Raw genomic sequence first — 21,829 nt, forward strand, 5'->3', positions numbered from 1 at the left:
AAGAGATGTGAATCTACCCCGCTTTAAACAGCAAGAATCCGAATATTAAAAAATTTATGTGAAAACCTTGAAAAAAAGCAATATACTTGTAAACTTAAAATAAATTATCAATATATATGGCTAATCAAAGTTATGACGCTATTGTCGTTGGGTCAGGTATCAGTGGTGGCTGGGCGGCAAAAGAGTTGACGGAAAAAGGATTGAAAGTACTCCTTTTGGAAAGAGGTCCTGACGTAAAACATGTTAAGGATTATAAAAATGCGACAAAAACACCGTGGGAAATCCCCCACAGGGGAAGAAGGACCGTGGAGATGTTGGAAAACCATCCCAACCTGAGAAGGGATTATGTGCTGAACGAATTGAATCTGGACTGGTGGGCACACGAGTCAGACTCCCCTTATATTGAAAAAAAGCCCTTCACCTGGTTTAGGGGCTATCAAGTAGGAGGCCGCTCCCTGTTATGGGGCAGACAGAGTTACCGACTGGCCGATATAGACTTCGAAGCCAACCTAAAACAGGGGATTGCGGTGGATTGGCCAATCCGCTATAAAGACCTTGCTCCTTGGTACAGCCATGTGGAGAAATTTGCAGGCATTTCCGGTAACCGTGACGGGCTGGCCACGCTGCCAGACGGGGAATTCATGCCTGCCATGCCGCTTAACTGTGTGGAAAAAGACGTCGCGGAAAGGGTCAAGCAGAAATTTGGAGGCGCGAGGTTGATCACCAACGCCAGGGTCGCCAATATCACCGAACCTCTACCGGGAAGACCGGGATGTCAATACAGGAACAAATGTTCCTTAGGATGTCCGTTTGGAGGGTATTTCAGCACCCAGGCCTCTACTTTACCCGCTGCTGAAGCGACCGGAAACCTTACTTTAAGGCCATGGTCTATCGTCAATAAGATCATTTATGATAAAGACAGTAAAAAAGCTACTGGTGTGGAGGTTGTGGATGGGGAAACCAATGAAACCCATGAATTTGACGCCAAAATAATTTTTCTATGTGCTTCCGCGTTTAACTCAACAGCCATCCTTATGCGGTCTGCCACGGACATTTGGCCCGACGGATTGGGAAGCAGCTCGGGAGAATTGGGACACAACGTAATGGATCATCATTTCAGATTGGGTGCCAATGGGCTTGTGGAAGGATACGAAGACAAGTATTATTTCGGAAGGAGGCCCGGCGGTTTTTATATTCCGAGGTTTAGGAATCTGGGAAATGAGAAGAGGGACTACATCAGGGGTTTCGGCTATCAGGGTGGTGCCAGCAGAAGCGGCTGGAGCAGAACAGTGGCCGAACTGGATTTCGGGGCACCGATGAAGGAAGAGCTGACTGAGCCAGGCCCATGGAGCATCGGAATGACTGCCTTTGGAGAAATCCTGCCCTACCACGACAATACCATCAAACTCAGCAAGACGGAAAAGGACAAGTGGGGCATGTATGTGCTGGAAATGGATGCCGAAATCCGTGAAAATGAAAAGAAGATGCGCGTCGATATGATGAATGACGCTGCAGAAATGCTGGAAGCTGCGGGTGTGAAAAACGTAAACACCTATGACAATGGATACACCTTCGGACAGGGCATCCATGAAATGGGCACGGCACGAATGGGAAGGGATCCTAAATCGTCAGTGCTGAATGGCAACAACCAGGTTTGGGATGCGAAAAATGTGTTTGTAACCGATGGTGCTGCCATGACATCAGCAGCTGCGCAAAACCCCTCGCTCACCTATATGGCCATGACGGCAAGAGCTGCTGATTTTGCTGTAAAAGAGCTGAAAAGAAGGAACTTGTAATCTAAATTAGGAACTGACATGAATTTAATGAATAGAAGAGAAGCTTTAAAAAGCGTGGTACTGATGATGGGTGGCACCATGGTCGGTGCCAATGTGATCCTTACCGGCTGTGCTCCTGAAGATAAAATAGAAGGACTTGACTTTTCTGAAAAGGAAATCGCTTATATGGACGAAATCGGAGAGGCCATTATCCCCACTACCGATACGCCCGGGGCCAAAGCAGCAGGGATTGGCAGCTTTATGGCCATGATGGTAAAAGACACCTATAATAAGGAGCAACAGGAAACCTTTATAAATGGCCTTAACAGTCTGAAAAAGGATTTCAAATCTGAAACGGGCAAGAACTTCATGGATGCTTCTGTAGACGAAAGAACGGCATTCCTTAACCAGCTCAACAAGAAAGCCATAGCTGAATTCAATGAAGGTGACAAAAGCCCCAAATATATCGGAATGTTGAAGGACCTTACCGTGTTGGGATATTTCACATCTGAAATAGGGGCTACACAGGCACTGAGGTTTATCGAGACTCCCGGGAGATATGATCCCTGTGTCGATTACAAAAAAGGAGACAAAGCTTGGGCCATATAACCATTGCATTATAAATCACTGAATAGGCTTTTATGTTTTTTTACGACAACTAACATAAAAGCTTATTTTTTTATTATTCCCGCCGGCAATTTCCCTACCGAAAAAACCGTTATCATAAAAAGCCGGTAACCATTGCTTGCATCTGTTCCTGAGATAACCCCCTTAATAATTTGCTTATGTGAAAATAAATCCGTATAATTAAAGATATATGGATCAGTAAAATTATGATTAAAATAATAATTAATTTAGTATTTTCAATAAATATATTATTCATTCAGAATTCCATTGAGTTTTTTTACAAAAATGACGGGATAAAAGAGGCTGCAGAGCTTAGTGAATACAGCAATGATGACCTGGAAAAATACGCCCTGAACAAAGAGATACCCGATGCTATCCGGGAAGTTACACTGGAAGCACTTTCGTATTTTCCTGACCTGCTGGATATCAAAATCGACTTTCAGTTCAAAAACAGGATATCCGGATCAGTTATGCAGGCCCAGCCCAAAATCGGCTCTCTCATTTTGAATAAAAAGGAGAACAGGGCGTATAAAATTAAAATCAGCAGGTATCTGGAATTGGAAGATGAGGCAGTTCTTATCGAGGAACTGCCGCATGATGTTCTATTGGGATGGATAGGTCACGAATTGGGGCATATCAAAGACTATCTGGAAAGAAGTGCCTTGAATATGATGGGGTTTGGGATCCAATATTATTGCTCGGACAACTTTGTTACGGAGGCCGAAATCGCTGCCGACAGCCATGCCGTAGCCTATGGGTTAGGAAAAAAAATAATTGCCACCAAAAACTTTGTTTTAAACCATGACAGGCTACCCGACGATTACAAAAATAAAATCAAAACCCTTTACATGTCACCTGGAGAGATTCTTTCCCTGGTAGAAGTACAAGAGGATGATGAACAGGATCAGGATGGAAGTTCGAGATGAGGCTGATTATGCCACGTCTGCTTTATATCGTCCGGCGCAACTTGGCATCCAGTAACCCGGAATTCTTCTGCTTTTCCTCAATGAATTTTCCCAAACCTGAAACCCGGAAAATAAACCGGACGCGAAAGTTATAGCCCCTTTCAACACAACCGTTAACCTGTAGCTTTTTTTATTCAATCCACCATCCCACAAAAAATTAAAGTAACCTTAAGAATCTGCATCCGGGTTTGATCAAAGGATGAATAATTAAATTATACGGAATGAAATCCAAGAAATAACGGTCTCCTATAAAAGAAATAAAAACTTTATCGTTTTAAAATAGTAAAATAAGTAGCAACAGTCCGTCTAAGTTGACATCATTCGTTTAACCCACGAACCAATGGCACAAAAACTGTTTTTCTTTCCGCTGAAATTGGTGGCTTTCCCCGGCGAAAACCTGAATCTTCATATTTTTGAACCACGATACAAGCAAATGATAAAAGATTGCCATGAATTAGACAAATGCTTCGGAATCTGCACTTTCCTGGACAAATTAATGAAATACGGCACGGAAGTAGAGTTAGTGGAAATATATAAAACCTACGATGACGGAAGAATGGACATTAAAACCAAAGGCAAACGGCCTTTTAAGATTCTTGATTTTCATAACCCCCTCGCTGACAAACTGTATGCAGGAGGTAAAGTGGAGTTTCTACCGTTGGACATGACCAGCGACCGCGATAAAAATATGGAGTTTAAACAGCGTTTAAAGGAAGTATTTCAGTTGTTGCAATATCCCGTGGATCTCAGCCGGGAAACCATCAATTCCTTTACCTATGCCCACAAGGTAGGGCTTAAACCCGAACAGGAATATGAATTGCTAATATTGGAAACAGAAAACAAAAGGTTGGAATATCTCATAAAGCATTTTGACAAAATCATTCCACTCATTAAAGAGATCGAATCTGCCAAGAACAAGATCAAAATGAATGGTCATTTCAAATACTTTGACCCCTTAAATTTCTGAAACATTTTCCTTTTTGATATAGGCTCTTTTATCTCCCCATTTGATTTCATACCATATGTCTTTTGCATCCCGGATAATAACCCTGTGTCCGGCATCCACCCTCCTGACCAAATTGCCTCCGGCGGTAGGCTGATCCATGATTAGAGTCGGACTACCGGTAACGATGGCCCTGTCCGGGAGCTTTAAAAAATTGTTACTGAAAAAAGCCAGTGTCAAACAGATGATTGCCGGCATATAAAATCCTGACTTTTTATGGGGAAAAACAAACACACATATCAGAAATGTCAGCATCAGAAGCGCAAAAGAAGCCGTAATCTCCTGTTTATAATCCACCAGCATCTTAAAAAATCTGTCCCTATCGCTGATATCATACCCTACCAAATTCCCCTGATTGGTCAATTCCTTTATCTTGTTGATGACCCTGGGATTGGGGTTATGTTCATAATATTTGGAGAGATAGAAAGAAGCTTTTGGATAATCCCCAACCCCTTCTGTAATGAATGCCATTTTTAACAGCATAGCAGGAGAATAAGCCTGATCGTCGAGCAGTTCCTCATATAAAACCAGTGCTTCTTTATATTTTTTAGCAGTAAATAAAGAGTCTGCTTTTTGCAACACAGGAACATTGGCTTGACAATCAATGATTTGAAAAAGGAAAAGAAAAAAGACCAATAATTTGGCAATAAACAGCGGCGTTATGTTTGGCATTTTAGATATAGTCGGTTAAATTTGCAGTCCAATTACGGAAAAGTTGGCCTCAAAACCAAGTTTTCCGGAGACATTTGATTCCGTAGCTCAGCTGGTAGAGCATAACACTTTTAATGTTAGGGTCCTGGGTTCGAGCCCCAGCGGGATCACAATAAGAAAAAACCCTGGTCTTTGGATCCGGGTTTTTTTGTTTCTGACAAATCATTATGGGCGAGAAGCCTGTCCCGAAGCAGGGCGGGACGCGGGCCGGTTCGGAAAGCCCCAGCGGGATCACTGTTAAAATGAGACCTCGTTATTTTTTACGGGGTCTTTTTTATTTTCAAAGCAAGGGCTTTGCGGGCTTGGTATTTGCAAAAGGGGCTGTAGTGATCACAAAGTAATCCCTCCTCGGTAAATATTAAGGCTTCGTTATCATACAGCGGAGTCTTTTTTTGTATAAGTCCCAAAGGGAGAGGCCTGTCCCAAAGCAGGATAGGAAGTGGGCCGGGTGGGGGGCTCCCTGTGGTATCACAAAACCACACTTCAGGGGGCTTTTCATTGTGTGCCTATTCTATTCCTAAACGCTCAATACCCACCTCACATCAAAAGCATCAGTTACCTCAACCAGTTTATGGTCATCGCCATTATTGACAAAAGGAATCTGGGTATTAAATTTTAGTTTTTCAATAAGCGCTTGTCTATCGTCTATATTTCTGCATTGCAGAAATATAGACATATAATTCCCAAGTATTCTTCCTTCGTTGTGTACCAGATCCGAACCATAAATGACTATGCTATCAGAAACCAACGACCCGCTGACGACAGGTATTTCGGCATACCCTTGCAATTCCTCTTCAAAAGTCTCGAATCGCAAGGTACCGCCAAAACAGGTTTGGTAATAGGTGAGCGCCCTTTTACAGTTCCCGGAAAACGTTATGAAAACCGCACTCACAAATTTACCGTTATCAGAGTCAGTCATAGTTATATTAGTTTAAGCATCGGGAATTTCAGGCTCTACCAGTTTCATTAATTTCTCCAGTGATTCCTGCCAGCCTAAATAACACATTTCCGCCGGTATTGCCAAAAGGATTCCTTCCTGGATCACATTAAGCTCAGTGCCGCACGAAACCCTGTTCAGCCGAACGGTCGTGGTTATTTCTCCGGGCAAATTGGGGTCGTCAAACCTATCGGTATATTTAATGAATTCATGGGGTTTTATTTCAAGATATTCTCCACCGAAGGAATGTCCGTTCCCTGTACTGAAATTGACGAAGGTCATTCTGAACCCACCTCCTACCTTAAAATCCATTTGCTGCACAGTACATATAAAGCCATAAGGGGCAGCCAAGTTGAACATGCTAAAGGGTCTGCAAATGCCCGGAACACCTTTTCCGGGCTTGCTTTTATGATCCTGGGTAATGAAACAGCGTTGTTTTTCATTTTATTTAAATTGAATGTGTTATTAATGATATTTTTTACTCTTTGGCGTTTCCTCATTTTACTTTTCCCGACGTGACGATTTTTTCAATAAGCTTTTCGGACATCACTTCGTGAATGACAATTCGTTTTGGTTATTCGTCAGGATCTTATTGTTGTAAATGTAGGAAGCGGCAAGAATGCCCAATACCACCAGCGGCATCAGCATAAAACCGATGTTTTTGTCGACATATGCATGACTTATAAAGGCAAAGATCAAATTAAAAGTGAGTCCTGCATATGCCCACTCCTTTAGCCTGCTTGATATTTTAGGAAGGGAAATCGTCAATACTCCGAGTACTTTACAGATAACAAGCGCATAGGCAAAGTAATCGGGGTAGCCCAATGGTTTTGTCCCTGCATTGATGTACTCCGGTGCAAACAACATGGTGCCGAGCGGCATTGCCCCTTCCCAAAGGATGATGATGGTAGTTGCCACCCAAAAGATTATTTTATTCTTTTTCATCTTTATTAATTTGCGGATTGGTTGATTCAACATATTTTACAAAACTGTTCAGGATAGCTTGCCATCCCTGTTTCTGAAACTCAGAATCATTTTCTGTTTCAGCATCAAATGTGGTGGCCATGTTGGTTTTGCCATTTTGCTCGGTAAACAACGTGGTGGCCATTCTTCCGTCACCCATGGTGTAAGTAATTTCCTTATGCAGTTCCACCTTATCATAAATACCTTCAAAGTCAAAACCGAAGCTGCCATCTTTGGCTTCCATTCTATTCTTAAATTTACCGCCAACCCGCAGGTCGTTTTCGCTGCTTGGAGTATGCCAGGTTGGGTCGGGCGTATTCCATTGCATGATGTCGCTTGGTGTATTCCATGCCTTCCAGACTTTTGCTACGGGAGCATTTGCAGTTGCTTCTACCGTAATTTTTGTTGCTTGTGTCATTGTGATTTGACTTAATTTTTGTTTGCTAAATTTTATAATTCAAAGTTACAATGGGGTATGAAATCACTGCTGTTGTGAAAATGACAGTTTTCGGGGGGGATTATGACAAAACTATTTTTTTATCTTGTAGCTTAATAGCAATAGTTGGCATGCAGATTTCTGTCTTTGTACCTGAGTATGGCGTTATTGAGGCCGTTACGCCCCCATTTAGAACCTTCCATACCGCCAATGAGTTTTTGACCACCTTTGGCAAAAAGCCCATTTTCAAGGTCGAGTATGTAGGTCTAAAAGAATATGTACCCGCTAACAATGGCGAATACATGATAAAAACCAATAGGTTGCTCAAAGATGTGACCGAAACCGACCTGCTTATCATACCTCCTACATTTGGCGAAACCGCCAAAGGGATTCAGGCCAATGCAGAAGCGATACCTTATTTTAAAAAATTATACCAGAAAGGTTCCAGTCTTGCCAGTTTATGCATCGGTGCTTTTCTTTTAGCCGAAACAGGTTTGCTCAATGGCAAAAAATGCTCTACGCATTGGGCTTATATCAGCGAGTTTAAAGAAAGATTCCCGGAGGTGGAGGTAGAAGACGGTGCAATCATCACCGAACACGATAATATTTACAGCAGTGGCGGAGCAAATAGTTTATGGAATTTAATATTATATCTGGTTGAAAAGTTTGCGGACAGGGAAACAACAGTCATGATTTCAAAATATTTTGCACTGGATATCGGGAGAGACAGCCAATCTCAGTTCACAATTTTCAAAGGCCAACGGAATCACGGGGATGATGATATCCAAAAAGTACAGGATTATATCGAAAAACACTATTGTGATAAAATAACAATAGATACTTTAGCCAATCTGATTAATTCGGGTCGCAGAACATTTGAAAGAAGATTTAAGGAGGCTACCAATAATACAGCCATCGAATATATACAACGGGTAAGAATAGAAGCTGCCAAAACTTTCTTTGAAGCATCAAGAAAGAACGTAACTGAAATTATGTTTGATGTAGGTTACACGGATACGAAAGCATTTAGAGATATATTTAAAAAAATCACAGGACTTACTCCGATTGAATACAGGAATAAGTTTGCTAAAGTGGTAAATGAGGTATAACTGTTTGCTGCCTGAAACCCGGCAAAAAATCTCTTTTTAGTAAGCTGTATTTTCAAGCTCCCGCAGTATGATGATGACCGTATCTTTGAGGAATAAAAGCAAGGAGGGTGTCTGGCAGTAGTTAGAATATAAGCGTACAGTTTTGTGCTTTTTTGGAGAATTGAAAGGTTTTTTTTGCTAAATTCGGAGCTCAAGTTCTACCAACTAAACTTAATGTTTTTGATACATGGATGGTTGACGGTTATGCTCCTAATTTTCACTTAACAGTGTTAAATCAGCTATAAATGGGATCCAAATTTGTATCCCCATGGTCACAGTTAGGTATGAGACATTGTTATTTATAATGAGCTTTTTTTATTTCAGCATACGCCATGGGGCGAGAAGCCTGTCCCGATGAGCCGACGGCTGGAGGCGTATCGGGAAGCCCCAGCGGGATTGTTATAGTGTCCTTTTTTTCATAAACCCATCTTCAACTCGAAAAAAAAGCCTGGCAATCATTTACCGGGCTTTATCACGCTTACATCAACGCAAAAAACTTATCCAAATCCGGGATGATGATTATCCTGGTTCTTCGGTTTTTAGCCATATTCTCGGGACTGTCGTTATCTACTAACGGAAAGTAATAACTCCTTCCGGCGGCAATCAACTGCTCCGGTGCCACCTGATAATCATCCACCAGCTTCCTTACGATAGAAGTGGCCCTTTTAACGCTCAGATCCCAATTATCCTGCACCACCGCAGTAGAAATACTCCTGGGATCAGTATGGCCCTCTACCATTACCTCCATGCTCGGCTCGCTTTTAATTACTTCCGCCAACCTTTCCAGCAGATTGCTGGCCTTGGTACTTACTCTGTAACTCCCGGTATTGAAAAGTAAACGGTCAGACACGGATATCATGACAACTGTCTTATCAATATCTATGACAATATCATCCTCTTCTGCCCCTTCTGCCTCGGTCATTGACCTCATCAGGTTGTGGGAGATGGCCAGGTTTACGGAGTCTTCCATTGTCTCAGCCTGCGCAAGCTTTTCGGGATCCACCTGAGCAAGGGTGTTGTGGAGCTGTTTCCTCATATTGTTAGACATCAGCATGGCACCGTCAAGGCTAAGTTTCTCATCATTCTCCGCCTGGAGATGATCATTGGTATCCCTGAGGGAATTAATCTTGGCGTTGTACTCTTCAACCCTGGCTTCGATTTTAGCAAACTTCTCCTCCAACCTCTCCTTCTCGGTAGTCGTGTTGGCCAGTGCCACTTGAGTAGAATAAAGTTCCCCTTGAAGTTCGGTATATTTTTTCTTAGAAACACAGGATGCCGAAAGACATAAAATCAAAATACTGAATAAGGATGCGTATTTTTTCATGGTAATCTTATATTGGTTTCTTTAGTTAATTTATTCCTAACAGGCCCAAGACAAAAACAAAGCCATTTTTATCAGCAGACCGAAGAAATTTGAGAATCACCATATTTTCTTACAGGCATTTAACCCAGTTCAGCAGTATACTGTGGTCAATTACAGCTACATTATTATCCCAAAAAATCGGAATTGGTATTTGAATCTTTTAATTTTATTCACAGTAAGCAAACCGGCTAATCATGCTTCGCTCCTATCGCATATATTGCCTTTTATTGATATACACGCTTGTGTCTTGCCACACCAAGATACCCGATGAAATCAAAGCGGTCCTCGATTCACTTCCTGAAGCGTTGGATTACAATGTACATGTGAAGCCCATCTTATCCGATAAATGCTTTTCCTGTCATGGGCCAGATGCGGCCGCAAGACAAGCCAGCCTGAGACTTGACCTGCCCGAAAATGCATACAAAACGCTTGAATCATCAGGAAAAAGAGCCATAACACGCGGCAACTTATCAAAAAGTGAAGTCTACCACCGAGTCATTTCCGAAAATCCAGACTTCCAAATGCCTCCGCCAGAATCAAATCTCGAATTATCCGGGAAAGAAAAAGCCATTCTGATAAAGTGGATACAGGATGGCGCCGGTTACAAAAAACATTGGGCTTTTATCCCACCGGAAAAACCAGCGGTGCCACAAATCGACCAAAAATATCCTGTATATAATGCTATTGACCATTTCGTCATTTACTCCCTGGAATCGGAGGGCTTGATCCCCTCTAAGGAAGCGGACAAGGAAACCCTTCTCAGGAGACTCAGCCTTGACCTGACCGGCTTACCCCCCACCATCGAAGAATTGGAGGGTTTTGTAAGCGACAATTCTCCGAAAGCCTATGAAAAACAAGTAGATAGGCTATTGGCATCTCCCCATTATGGGGAACAAATGGCCATGCACTGGATGGACATCGCCCGCTTTGCCGACACGCATGGGTATACCGTTGACCGATACCGGGATATGTCGCCCTGGAGAGATTGGGTGATAAAAGTCTATAATGAAAATATGCCATATGACCGCTTCATCCTTTATCAGCTGGCCGGAGATCTCTTGCCCAATCCTTCCAAAGAGCAACTTCTCGCAACAGCCTTTAACCGGATACATCCCCAAAATATGGAAGGAGGCATCGTGGAAGAGGAATTCAGGGTAGAGTATGTGGCTGACAGAACCAACACCCTCGGGAAGGCTTTTATGGCCCTCAGCCTGGAATGTGCCAGGTGCCATGACCATAAATATGACCCCATCACCCAAAAAGAATATTTCCAACTAAGCAGTTTTTTCAACCAGGTAGACGAGGCCGGACAGATCTCCTGGGATGACGCCATGCCGGTGCCCACAATGCTGTGGACGGATGAACGGAAAGATTCCCTTATAACCATGCTTGACCGGAATGTATCAAAGCTGTCTATTGACCTGCAAAATATAAAGAAGGACCGTAGAGGGGATTTCCTTCATTGGCTTGGAGAAGAAAACCACCAAAAAGTTGCCGGTCAAACACCACCTCCCCGTCCTACGGCCCATTTTAATTTTGACCGTCTCCCCCTGCAGAATCTTTTGAATCCCGCCCAGAAAGGAGTGATGGAAAGCAATGAAGTGAAAAATGTATCCCCGGTTCTCGTGAAAGGCTTAAATGGTAAGGCTGCTCTGCTGGATGGCGATGCATGGCTGGACATGGGAGGGGCGGGTGTATTCTCCAGGTCAGCGGCTTTCAGTGTGAGTATATGGCTTAATTTACCTGAAGAATTGGAAAACGGGGCCATCTTCCATACGGGGACAGGAGCGGTTTTATATAACCGGAGGGGTTATCATCTTTATCTAAAAGACAACAAGCTGGAACTTGTGTTGGCCCATACCGCACCGTATGATGCGATTATCAAACTGACCAAAGAAGCGGTCCCGCGAAACCGATGGGTTAACCTGATCATGACATACGATGGCTCTTCCAAAGCTGATGGGCTGAAAGTTTTCTTGGATGGGAAATTGCTTGAGACAGACGTGCTTCGCGACAACCTGTATAAAGACATCCTCTTCGATGACCCAAAGCAACCGGGGATACAGATAGGTGCTGTATGGCGGGGAAAGGGCCTTAAAGGCGCATTAGTGGACGACTTGCTGGTATATGACAGAGATCTCAGTGCGTTAGAAGCACTGCAGATAGGTGCTCATCAACGGTACCTGGAACTGACAGGAAATACGTCCGCTAATCTTACGGAAGAAGAGCAGCAAATAGTAGAGGATCATTATTGGAAAAACCACTCCCCGGTCCATAAAGCAACGCTGGCAAAACTAAAGAGGGCCAGAATGGAATTGGCCGCTGAGGTGGAACCCGTTCAGGAAGTGATGATCATGCAAGACCTGCCGGAACAAAGACCCACGTATTTGTTGGAAAGAGGGGAATACCATGCCCATCGCGAAGAAGTGTTCCCCGGTACGCCTGAAAGCCTGCTCCCCATGCCTGAATCCCTCCCCAAAAACAGGCTGGGACTTGCCCAATGGCTTGTTGATAAAAACCACCCCTTGACGGCGCGGGTGGCGGTAAACAGAATATGGCAGAATTTTTTCGGCAGGGGATTGGTGGCCTCCACGTCGGATTTCGGAAACCAAGGTGAAATGCCCTCCCATCCCGAACTTCTGGATTGGTTATCGGTATATTTCCGGGAATCCGGCTGGGATGTAAAAGCCCTTCAGAAACTTATTGTCATGTCCGCCACCTATAGACAGGCTTCTTTGGCAGATGAAAATCTAATGGACCGGGACCCGGAAAACATATTGCTGGCCAGAGGCCCCTCGGGCCGCTTGTCCGGTGAAATGATCCGCGATAATGTGCTTTACGCCAGTGGAATGCTCCATAAAAAAATCGGGGGACCCAGCGTAAAACCTTATCAGCCGGAAGGGCTCTGGCGTGTCAATGGAGCACATTATGAGCCCGACAAAGGCGAAAACCTCTTCAGAAGAAGCCTCTATACCATTTGGAAGCGGTCTGTGCCGCATCCCACCCTGCATTTATTCGATGCCCCGGAAAGGAGTGAATCCACCATGAAAAGACAGGAAACGAACACCCCCCTACAGGCTTTGGTACTGATGAATGATCCCATATTTGTGGAAGCTGCAAAAATTCTCGGAGCCCAGGTCAGCTTACAAAAAAGTCCTGAAACCGGGGTCAGAGAGATTTTCCGCAAACTGACCGGTCGACAGCCGAACCCAAAGGAAATGGAAATTCTCCTGGAACTCCGAGACCATGAGTTGCGAAAATTCAGAGAAAATCCGGACAAAATGGAGGGGTGGTTACAAAAAGGGAATTACGAATTACAGGAAGAGCCCGACAGGTTTATTTGGGCCGCCAATACGGTAGTGGCAAGTGCCATCATCAATGCGGATGCCACCATCACCAAAAGATAGACGTCTATGTGCAAACACCATCATTACCACCGTTTTTCGACCCATCCTGACCTCCATCAACTTGAGAAAAAAATGGACAGGAGGCATTTTTTGTCTAAAACGGCCATGGGGATCGGCTCACTCGCCTTGGGCTCCCTGTTTGCGGCGGATAATCTTTTGGCCGCGGGACCTGCTGCGCATTTAGCCAATGTTGGGCTGCCGGGCTTACCCCATCACGCCCCTAAAGCCAAAAAAGTCATTTACCTGTTCCAAAGTGGAGGTCCCTCCCAACTTGACCTTTTTGATTATAAGCCCCGGTTGGCCGCCATGCATGGCAAAGACCTTCCCCCATCCATCCGAGGGGGCCAAAGGCTTACCGGCATGAGCGCCAACCAGAGCATCTTTCCGGTTACACAGTCTGTTTTCGAGTTTGATCAATATGGAAAAAGCAGGGCCTGGGTGAGTGAATTGATGCCCTACACCGCACAAATAGTGGATGAACTTTGTTTTGTCAAATCCATGGTCACCGAACAGATCAACCATGACCCGGCGATTACCTTTATGCAGTCCGGGCATCAGCTGCCCGGCAGGCCTTCTATTGGCGCCTGGCTTTCCTACGGTTTGGGATCTGACAACGAGAACCTTCCCGCTTTCGTGGTACTGGTTTCAAAAAACGCTGTCCAAGACCAGCCCCTCTATGCGAGACTATGGGGAAATGGATTTCTGCCTTCCCAGCACCAAGGGGTACAGTTCAGATCAGGAAAAGATCCGGTATTGTATTTAGGAAATCCCGAAAACTACGAGGGGGACGACAGAAGAGAAATGATAGGCTATCTAAAAGCCCTCAACGAAGTCCAGTTTGACACCTATGGCGATCCGGAAATCAACGCCCGCATCGCCCAATATGAAATGGCCTTCCGCATGCAGACATCTGTGCCGGAAGCCACCGACATGTCCGATGAGCCAGACTGGGTATTTGATTTATATGGCGAGGAAAGCCGAGATCCTGGCACCTATGCCGCCAACTGCCTAATGGCCAGAAAATTGATCGAAAGAGATGTGAAATTCGTACAACTCTACCACCAGGGATGGGACCAACACGGAAACCTTCCCAACGCCATCAAAACGCAGTGCCAGAAAACGGACCAAGCCACCGCTGCGTTGATCAAAGACCTGAAGCAAAGGGGATTGTTGGAAGACACCCTGGTGGTATGGGGCGGGGAATTTGGAAGGACAGTGTACAGTCAAGGAACCCTCACTGCTGACAATTACGGAAGAGACCACCACCCTAAGTGTTTTACGATGTGGATGGCAGGAGCCGGGGTAAAGCCCGGATTTTCTTATGGCATGACGGATGATTTTGGATACAACGTCATCAAAGATCCGGTCCACGTACATGATTTTCATGCCACGCTTTTACACCTTTTTGGCGTGGACCATGAAAAATTGATTTTCAAACACCAGGGAAGGCGGTTCCGCCTGACTGACGTAGCAGGAGAGGTGGTAAAAGGCATTTTGACCTAACAACGGGACCTGCCTATATATAAAAAAATTAAATTTCATTTTTTGATTTCAGAATATTATATCTACATTTGCCTTCCCAAACAGGTCATCAAGTTCAATTTATCTGAACCGAAGACCTTTGGAAATGTGTTAGAATAGAGAGTTCGGGGTGTAGCGTAGCCCGGTTATCGCGCCTGCTTTGGGAGCAGGAGGTCGCAAGTTCGAATCTTGCCACCCCGACTTCGCCCGTTGAAGCTTTAGCATAGACGGGCTTTTTTATTTTATTGGTATCTTGGTACAAAAAAGATTTTTGACGGGGCTACGTCGGGCGAGCCCGACACTATCGGTCACCGTAAACCTATTCATTTAATGTGGACTGTATACATACTTCGATGCGCCGACGGATATTTGTATACCGGATGTACGTCCAATCTCGACGAGCGATTAAAAAGACATCATAACGGATATGTTCCCTCTACCAAATCAAGACTGCCCGTTGCACTTGTAACATACATCACTTTTTCGGAAAAACATAAGGCTTTTGGATTTGAAAAATACCTGAAGAGCGGCTCGGGCAGGGCTTTTTTAAACAAAAGGCTTATTTGACCACTCCTATATGTCAGCCTACCCACACCCGTTTTAAATTATATACAGACAAACCGGGAAAACGGTTCAGCCGACAGATCAAAAGTCAGTCTTTTATTAACACACCATGCCCGGTTATCGCGTCCCGACTTCGCCCGTTGAAGCTTTAGCATAGACGGGCTTTTTTATTTTATTGGTATCTTGGTACAAAAAAGATTTTTGACGGGACTACGTCGGGCGAGCCCGACACTATCGGTCATCAATAAACTGTTTATTTGATGTGGAATGTTTATATACTTAAATTTACAGACAAATCGAAAACTGATCCCATAACGGAAGTACGGCGCCAAAAAACCGCCAATTGTACCTGCTAAACCTGATATTTTAATAGATGCCCACACCCGGATCGCCGTGTATGTGTGTCACCAGCAGGAAATAAACGTATTTGTTATATTAAAATCCACATTTTTTACAGTCATTTAAAATCAGATTTGGCATTTTTACATAGGGATTCGCCATGCGCGGTCCTTTAAATGATATCAAATTGCCACGAACCTAAAATAACTTATCCATGAAATATTTCTATTTGCTGTTGCTAGCAACTTTGGTTTTCATAAATGAGGGTGAATGCCAAAAGCGGCCAAACATTGTACTTTTTATCGCTGATGACTTGGGGGCCATAGATATTCCATTGTACGGAAATCCGATAGTGCGGACACCGAATATAGACCGGCTGGCCGGCGAATCCCTATTGTTTACCCATGCGTTTGCAACCTCTCCAACTTGCTCTCCATCCCGGGCTTCTATCCATACAGGTTTGATGCCGTTCAGGAACGGGGCACATGCCAATCATTCCGGAATAAAGGACAATGTCCGCACCTTGCCGGATTATCTTAAGGCGGCAGGTTACCGGGTAGCCATTGCAGGAAAGTACCATTTAGGCCCAATGAAGGCATACCCGTTTGAAATGATCCATGGAACCAATGTTCCGGAACCTGGATATGAGGGAAAGGGAGAACTGTGGACGGATTTAGTGCTTGATCCGGTGGATGAGTGGTTATCCAAAGTCAAAAAGGAGGGGGAAGATCCTTTTCTACTGGTTGTCAATGACCATAGCCCCCATGTTTTCTGGCCGGAAAACCCGGAGTATGAAGCTTCAGAGGTGGAAATACCCAGCATCCATATCGACACTGATGCGACCCGGAAGGCCAGGGCGCAATATTATACAGATATAACAAAAATGGATACAAACGTCGGTAAACTCATGGAATACCTGGCGTCTAATGAGTTGCTGGATAACACGGTGATCATATTTACAAGTGATCAGGGGCCCCAATGGGCATTTGGAAAATGGAGCCTTTATGATTATGGCATAAAGGTCCCTATGTTGGTGAGATGGCCGGGGGTCATTGAAGGGAATACCGCTACCGATGCCTTGGTCTCTTTGGTGGATTTACTGCCGACTATTATGGAGATGGCGGGCGTGAAAGCGCCGAAGGCGCCTGAACAGATAGACGGAACCAGCTTTTTGCCCCTGCTTCAGGGAAAAACCAACCGGCATCGCGAGTATATTTATGCCTCCCATACCGGGGATGGAGACATGAACAGAACGCCTATCCGGATGGTCCGTAACAAACGGTACAAATATCTGTTGAATTTGGCCCCTGAAGTGAAATATACCACTCATATGGACAAGGGAGCCCATAAAGACTATTGGACTACGTGGGATGAAATGGCCTCTCAGGAAGAGCATGCCCGGGCAGTGTTATGGCGCTATCACTATCACCCTAGGGAGGAATTGTATGATGTGGTGGCTGATCCCGATGAAAAAAAGAACCTGGCGTTCAATCCCCATTACCGGGAAATCATGGAAGACCTCAGGAACAGGTTGTCCGAGTGGAGAACACAGCAGGGAGATGCTGAAACCGGTTCATTTGAAAGAAAGGATAGCGGTTTGGCACCTGGAGGTCCTTATATTTTTAAATAGACCACTGGCGAAAGATCTTTGGCCAGGCACGCTACGGGTGTAATAAAAGAATCACGTGATAGCGCTATTTGTCTAATTGATTATTACATTAGGGTTTGGTGAAAGGGGTTGCCAAATGCTTTCAGAGTAAAAATGAAGGTAAAGAGGATATATTTTAAAATGAACCGGATCCAAAGCTACCGCTGGTTTTGTTTAACATGGGCCTGGATACTGATGTCATTCTCCGTATTCGGCCAGAAGAACCTTTTTACCAATCTCAACGTCGGAGATGGCTTGTGTTCCAACACCGTTACTGCCATTTTTCAGGATTCAGAAGGATTTATGTGGATTGGAACCAAAAACGGTCTCAATAAATACGACGGAAGTTTTGTTTCCCGATATCAGCAGTCGGACGGCCCATATGCACTTGGAGACAATGCGATAAGTTTCATCAAGGAGGCTGCTGATGGGAACTTGTTAATAGGGACGTTTTCCGGGCTTTATAGTTTTAATAAACGCACGCAGGAGTTCACCAAGATCGCTCTGGATATTGATATTAAAATAAACAGCCTGGTAATTGACGAAAACGGATTGATCTGGATAGGAACCGGTAAAGGACTCTCACTGGTGGACCCGAAGAATCCTTCAGAAGTGCTCGAGACCTACTTCCCCGAACTGGAGATCAGGTCGCTGATAAAAGACAAGGAAGGCAATATCTGGCTGGGGACTTATAGGGACGGCATAAAGATGTACCATAACGAAAGAAAGAGTTTTAGCCATATAAACGTCACCGATGGTCAAACCGGTGATGATAAAATAATGGTGCTTACCATCTTTCAGAGTGAAGATCAAAATATCTGGATAGGAACACTGACAAATGGTTTGGGAAAATTGGATCGCGAAAGTGGTCGGATAGAATTTTACAAACATTCCAAAGACCATAACAGCATCAGCAGTGATATTGTCCGCGTGATCGCCCAAAGAATTGATGGAAAAATCCTGCTGGGTACGGAAGAAGGACTTAATATATTTGATATTGAAAATGAGAGGTTTGAAACTTTTTCCAATGTTAAATATGATCCTTTCAGTCTTAGTGATAACTCTATTTGGTCAATCCTTGTGGATGATCAGAAGAATGTATGGCTAGGGACTTATTTTGGAGGGGTTAACTTTTGGGACTTGTCCGAACAAAGATTCAATTACTTCTATCCATCTTACAAACCGCAGTCTATCCAGGGTAAAGCCGTAAGTTGCTTTTTGGAAGTGGGCGGTAAAGTATGGGTTGGCACCGAAGATGCTGGACTTTATTTGTTTGACCCAAAAACCAGAGAATTCTTTAAATATCCTTTTGAAGCTTTCCAGGAGCCATTATCTTACCATAACGTACACACCATTTTACAGGAGTCCGAACATGAATTTTGGATAGGCACTTATACAGGAGGCTTAGACCTGATCAATCTTAAAACAGGTAAAACAAGAAACTACCGGAACAATCCAGAGGACCCCGCTTCGCTGAGCAACAATGGTATATATGCTACCTTTAAAGATACCAACGGCACACTATGGGTGGGGACAATATATGGGTTAAATAAGTATGATGCAGAGTCAGACCAATTTGTAAGAGTGGATTACCCAGGGTTGTCCAATAGATTTATTTACAAAATACTTGAAAATCAACATGGGGAGTTATTGGTACTTACTTACGGGCAGTCATTATTTATCAGACGGAAGAACAGCGATCAATGGGAAGAATATACTGTGCCTTCCGGGGGTGAAAAGGTCAGGTTTATCACCATGTACGAATCAAAAGACGGTAAATTGTATATAGGATCTGAAGGAGCAGGGATCTTTAAATTTGAAAACGGCGAGTTTTCCAAGGTCTTTCAGGAGAAAGGTTTGGTAAAAAATTCGATTTATTCCATAGTTGAAGATATGACGGGTAATTTATGGGCCTCAACAAATAATGGAATATTCTGTATAGAAGCAGATAGCCAGATCATATACCCCATAAAAAACTGGAGGTTTTTGCAGGGTTTGCAATTTAATTTCAATGCAGGTATGGCAGCTTCGGACGGCCAGGTATATTTTGGAGGTATCAATGGATTCAATTCCTTTGATCCTGAAAAGATCCTGAATGCATATAATCACATAGAAAAGAAGTTTTTCTTTCACAGTATACAGCTATTTAATACAGAGGTCAGGGCAGGGGATCACTCAGGAATATTGAATTTTGATATTAATTACGAAGAGAGAATTACCTTAAAGCATGACCAATCCATGATAAGCATCACCTACGGGGCTTTGGATTTTGTGAATCAGAACAGCCTCAACTACGCCTATTTTTTGGAGGGTTTGGACGCGGATTGGAACCATGTAGGAAATCAGAACCGGGCGACTTATACCAATCTGACACCCGGGACCTATAGGTTTCATGTCAAGCTCGAAGGTACAGATAGTGCTTTGAGTAAATCAGGAAAAACGATAGAAATTGTCGTGTTACCGCCCTTCTATAAAACAACCCTGGCATACCTCATTTATTTTATGCTCGGAGTGGGAGGAGTGTTGGCTATCGGTATGTATTACCGGGAACGCGTCAAGAAAAAAAGCAGGGAAAGGGAAAAAAAGTTAAAACAACAGGAAGAAAGGGCATTTTATAAAAGGAAAATTCAGTTTTTCACAGAAATGGCGCATGAAATCAGAACGCCGCTTTCCCTTATTGCCGCGCCGTTGGAAAAATTGATGGAAAAAGAACAGGGGGATGAAAATGCGGAAAACAACCTGAAGATTATCAAAAGGAATGCGGACGACCTGATGAGCCTGATTGGCCAGCTTTTGGATTTTAGAAGGGTGGAGTCTGAAAAGTACTTGATCAAGCCTGAAAAGGTGGATATTGCTAATATGCTTAAGGAGATTAACCTTAAATACTTAGGAGTTGCTACTCAAAAAAATATCCGTTTTACACTAAATATTCAGGAAGAATCCATAATGGTGATGATTGACATAGGTGCATTTTCAAAGATTATCAATAATCTGTTGATGAATGCATTTAAATATGCGAGGACTGAAGTAATCCTGGCAGCTGAAGTGCGGGTAAGTGGAAATGAAGGAGAAATGCTCGTCATCACGGTGTGGGATGATGGGATTGGAATACCCGAATCTGAAACGAACAATGTGTTCAGGAAATTCTTTACCGTCTCATCAGGAAAACACAAATACGGTAATTCCGGAGGTACAGGCATAGGCCTGTTTCTGGCCAAAAGCCTGACGGAAATCCAGGGAGGTAGCTTGAGAGTTGAAAGTGTCGAAAACCAGTTTACCACTTTTTCGATCTTGTTTCCTTTAGATGACATGAGGTGTGAGGAAAATCTCGATATGAACGTTTTGGAATCAGACGAAAATGAGGATGATAAACTGACACGGATACTTGTGGTTGAGGATAATCTGGCCCTGCTGGATTTTATAACTGATTCCCTTGTTGAGATGGGTTATGGGGTTATAAAAGCGACCAACGGCAAGTATGCTATCCAGAAACTGAAAAATCATCATATTGACCTGGTCTTATCCGATGTAATGATGGATGAAATGGACGGGTTGGAATTGTGCCGGTACATAAAAGACGACGCACATTATTGCCATATTCCGGTCATCTTATTGACAGCGAAGTCAGATCCTGAAATGGAATTGGACGGATTGGAAGTTGGAGTGGATGCTTATATCGTCAAACCGTTTAAATTGAAGCATATTGAACTGGTGATCAGAAATCTTTTAGACGTAAGGGATAAGTTGAAGTTTAAATTTTCTCACCAACCCTTATCGGGAGCCAGTGAGATTGCCCAAAATGGGAAAGACAAATTGTTTGTGAAAAACATTGTCACTTATATCGAGGATAATATAACGAGCAATTCCTTATCTGTTACGGAATTAAGCCAGCATATAGGGCTGAGCCGTTCAAGCTTACACAAAAAACTCAAAACCATTACCGGACTGGGACCAAATGAATTTATCAAGCTGATCCGTTTAAAAGCAGCGGCCAAACTGCTAAATGAAGGCCAATATAGCATTTCAGAAGTGTGTTATATGTCTGGTTTCACCTCCCCGTCCTATTTTTCCAAGTGCTTTCAGTTACAGTTCAACATGACACCTTCTGAATTCATTGCCGAATCAATGGACCAAAAGGATTAATTGGGATTTCAATAAAGGTGATTGCCAACGTCCGTTCTATACCAGGATCTTAAAATATTACAATACATCGTTGCCTTGCCTTATCACCCTGAGGCATCGGGCTTTTCTAGCAGGATTTAAGTAAAAGCACTTCACCTAAATTAACTTGTGCCCATATGATGTTTTGGTGTTTGACGGATATGTTCGTGTAAACACCGTTTTTATTGCAAGAGGCGTACAATTGTTATAGTGAAATCACCATTTCTTACATCAATCTATTTTTCGAAAAGAGATATTTGT

General features: G+C 43.6%; 16 protein-coding genes and 2 tRNA genes. 12 read left to right on the forward strand and 6 right to left on the reverse strand.

The genetic code is table 11. The features are described 5' to 3' along the window. Positions 1 to 116: 116 nt before the first annotated feature. The 4 genes from ACFPFU_RS01180 (at position 117) to ACFPFU_RS01195 (ending at position 4,334) form a co-directional block, all read left to right on the forward strand. Positions 117 to 1,796, forward strand: a complete 1,680-nt coding sequence (locus ACFPFU_RS01180; protein WP_377060676.1) for a GMC oxidoreductase — start codon at positions 117 to 119, stop codon at positions 1,794 to 1,796. 27 nt (positions 1,797 to 1,823) lie between these two features. Further along, the gene (locus tag ACFPFU_RS01185; RefSeq protein WP_377061389.1) at positions 1,824 to 2,384 is read left to right on the forward strand and encodes a gluconate 2-dehydrogenase subunit 3 family protein; all 561 of its coding nucleotides are present in this window, start codon (positions 1,824 to 1,826) and stop codon (positions 2,382 to 2,384) included. Between the two features lie 224 nt (positions 2,385 to 2,608). Beyond that, positions 2,609 to 3,328 (forward strand): hypothetical protein, encoded by a 720-nt coding sequence (locus ACFPFU_RS01190; RefSeq protein WP_377060678.1) that lies wholly within the window; start codon positions 2,609 to 2,611, stop codon positions 3,326 to 3,328. A 379-nt stretch (positions 3,329 to 3,707) separates the two neighbouring features. Then, positions 3,708 to 4,334 carry an LON peptidase substrate-binding domain-containing protein gene (locus ACFPFU_RS01195; RefSeq protein WP_377060680.1) on the forward strand — a complete coding sequence of 209 codons (627 nt, stop codon included), beginning with the start codon at positions 3,708 to 3,710 and terminating at the stop codon, positions 4,332 to 4,334. Here ACFPFU_RS01195 and ACFPFU_RS01200 read toward each other — a convergent pair. Then, complete coding sequence (locus ACFPFU_RS01200) at positions 4,323 to 5,042, reverse strand: tetratricopeptide repeat protein (RefSeq protein ID WP_377060682.1); 720 nt, start codon at positions 5,040 to 5,042, stop codon at positions 4,323 to 4,325. The genes ACFPFU_RS01195 and ACFPFU_RS01200 overlap by 12 nt on opposite strands. Before the next feature lie 76 nt (positions 5,043 to 5,118). Here ACFPFU_RS01200 and ACFPFU_RS01205 point away from each other — a divergent pair. Then, a tRNA-Lys gene (locus ACFPFU_RS01205) sits at positions 5,119 to 5,191 on the forward strand. A 407-nt stretch (positions 5,192 to 5,598) separates the two neighbouring features. On the opposite strand, the gene ACFPFU_RS01210 is transcribed toward ACFPFU_RS01205, so the two are convergent. The 4 genes from ACFPFU_RS01210 to ACFPFU_RS01225 all read right to left on the reverse strand — a co-directional run bounded on the left by ACFPFU_RS01210 (position 5,599) and on the right by ACFPFU_RS01225 (position 7,399). After that, positions 5,599 to 6,000 carry a VOC family protein gene (locus ACFPFU_RS01210; protein WP_377060684.1) on the reverse strand — a complete coding sequence of 134 codons (402 nt, stop codon included), beginning with the start codon at positions 5,998 to 6,000 and terminating at the stop codon, positions 5,599 to 5,601. Between the two features lie 12 nt (positions 6,001 to 6,012). Next, complete coding sequence (locus tag ACFPFU_RS01215; protein ID WP_377060686.1) at positions 6,013 to 6,378, reverse strand: SRPBCC domain-containing protein; 366 nt, start codon at positions 6,376 to 6,378, stop codon at positions 6,013 to 6,015. A 186-nt stretch (positions 6,379 to 6,564) separates the two neighbouring features. Continuing rightward, complete coding sequence (locus tag ACFPFU_RS01220; protein ID WP_377060688.1) at positions 6,565 to 6,963, reverse strand: DoxX family protein; 399 nt, start codon at positions 6,961 to 6,963, stop codon at positions 6,565 to 6,567. After that, positions 6,950 to 7,399 (reverse strand): SRPBCC family protein, encoded by a 450-nt coding sequence (locus tag ACFPFU_RS01225; RefSeq protein ID WP_377060690.1) that lies wholly within the window; start codon positions 7,397 to 7,399, stop codon positions 6,950 to 6,952. Before ACFPFU_RS01225 ends, ACFPFU_RS01220 begins: the two co-directional genes overlap by 14 nt. 50 nt (positions 7,400 to 7,449) lie before the next feature. On the opposite strand from ACFPFU_RS01225, the gene ACFPFU_RS01230 reads away from it, so the two are divergent. After that, positions 7,450 to 8,526 (forward strand): GlxA family transcriptional regulator, encoded by a 1,077-nt coding sequence (locus tag ACFPFU_RS01230; RefSeq protein ID WP_377060692.1) that lies wholly within the window; start codon positions 7,450 to 7,452, stop codon positions 8,524 to 8,526. A gap of 517 nt (positions 8,527 to 9,043) precedes the next feature. On the opposite strand, the gene ACFPFU_RS01235 is transcribed toward ACFPFU_RS01230, so the two are convergent. Then, positions 9,044 to 9,889 (reverse strand): OmpA/MotB family protein, encoded by an 846-nt coding sequence (locus ACFPFU_RS01235; protein ID WP_377060694.1) that lies wholly within the window; start codon positions 9,887 to 9,889, stop codon positions 9,044 to 9,046. Between the two features lie 233 nt (positions 9,890 to 10,122). On the opposite strand from ACFPFU_RS01235, the gene ACFPFU_RS01240 reads away from it, so the two are divergent. The 6 genes from ACFPFU_RS01240 (at position 10,123) to ACFPFU_RS01265 (ending at position 21,550) form a co-directional block, all read left to right on the forward strand. Beyond that, a complete protein-coding gene (locus tag ACFPFU_RS01240) occupies positions 10,123 to 13,335 on the forward strand; it encodes a DUF1553 domain-containing protein (RefSeq protein WP_377060695.1) in 3,213 nt (1,070 codons plus the stop codon). A 6-nt stretch (positions 13,336 to 13,341) separates the two neighbouring features. Next, a complete protein-coding gene (locus ACFPFU_RS01245) occupies positions 13,342 to 14,838 on the forward strand; it encodes a DUF1501 domain-containing protein (RefSeq protein ID WP_377060697.1) in 1,497 nt (498 codons plus the stop codon). A gap of 144 nt (positions 14,839 to 14,982) precedes the next feature. Next, positions 14,983 to 15,057 (forward strand) — tRNA-Pro (locus ACFPFU_RS01250). 129 nt (positions 15,058 to 15,186) lie between these two features. Further along, on the forward strand, positions 15,187 to 15,423 hold the full coding sequence (locus tag ACFPFU_RS01255; protein WP_377060699.1) for a GIY-YIG nuclease family protein: 237 nt from the start codon (positions 15,187 to 15,189) through the stop codon (positions 15,421 to 15,423). 550 nt (positions 15,424 to 15,973) lie between these two features. Beyond that, positions 15,974 to 17,389, forward strand: a complete 1,416-nt coding sequence (locus ACFPFU_RS01260) for a sulfatase family protein (protein ID WP_377060701.1) — start codon at positions 15,974 to 15,976, stop codon at positions 17,387 to 17,389. Positions 17,390 to 17,548: 159 nt separating this feature from the next. After that, positions 17,549 to 21,550 (forward strand): hybrid sensor histidine kinase/response regulator transcription factor, encoded by a 4,002-nt coding sequence (locus ACFPFU_RS01265; RefSeq protein ID WP_377060703.1) that lies wholly within the window; start codon positions 17,549 to 17,551, stop codon positions 21,548 to 21,550. Positions 21,551 to 21,829: the final 279 nt, after the last annotated feature.

Source organism: Negadavirga shengliensis (genome assembly GCF_042652345.1).
GTDB classification, from domain to species: Bacteria; Bacteroidota; Bacteroidia; order Cytophagales; family Cyclobacteriaceae; genus Negadavirga; species Negadavirga shengliensis.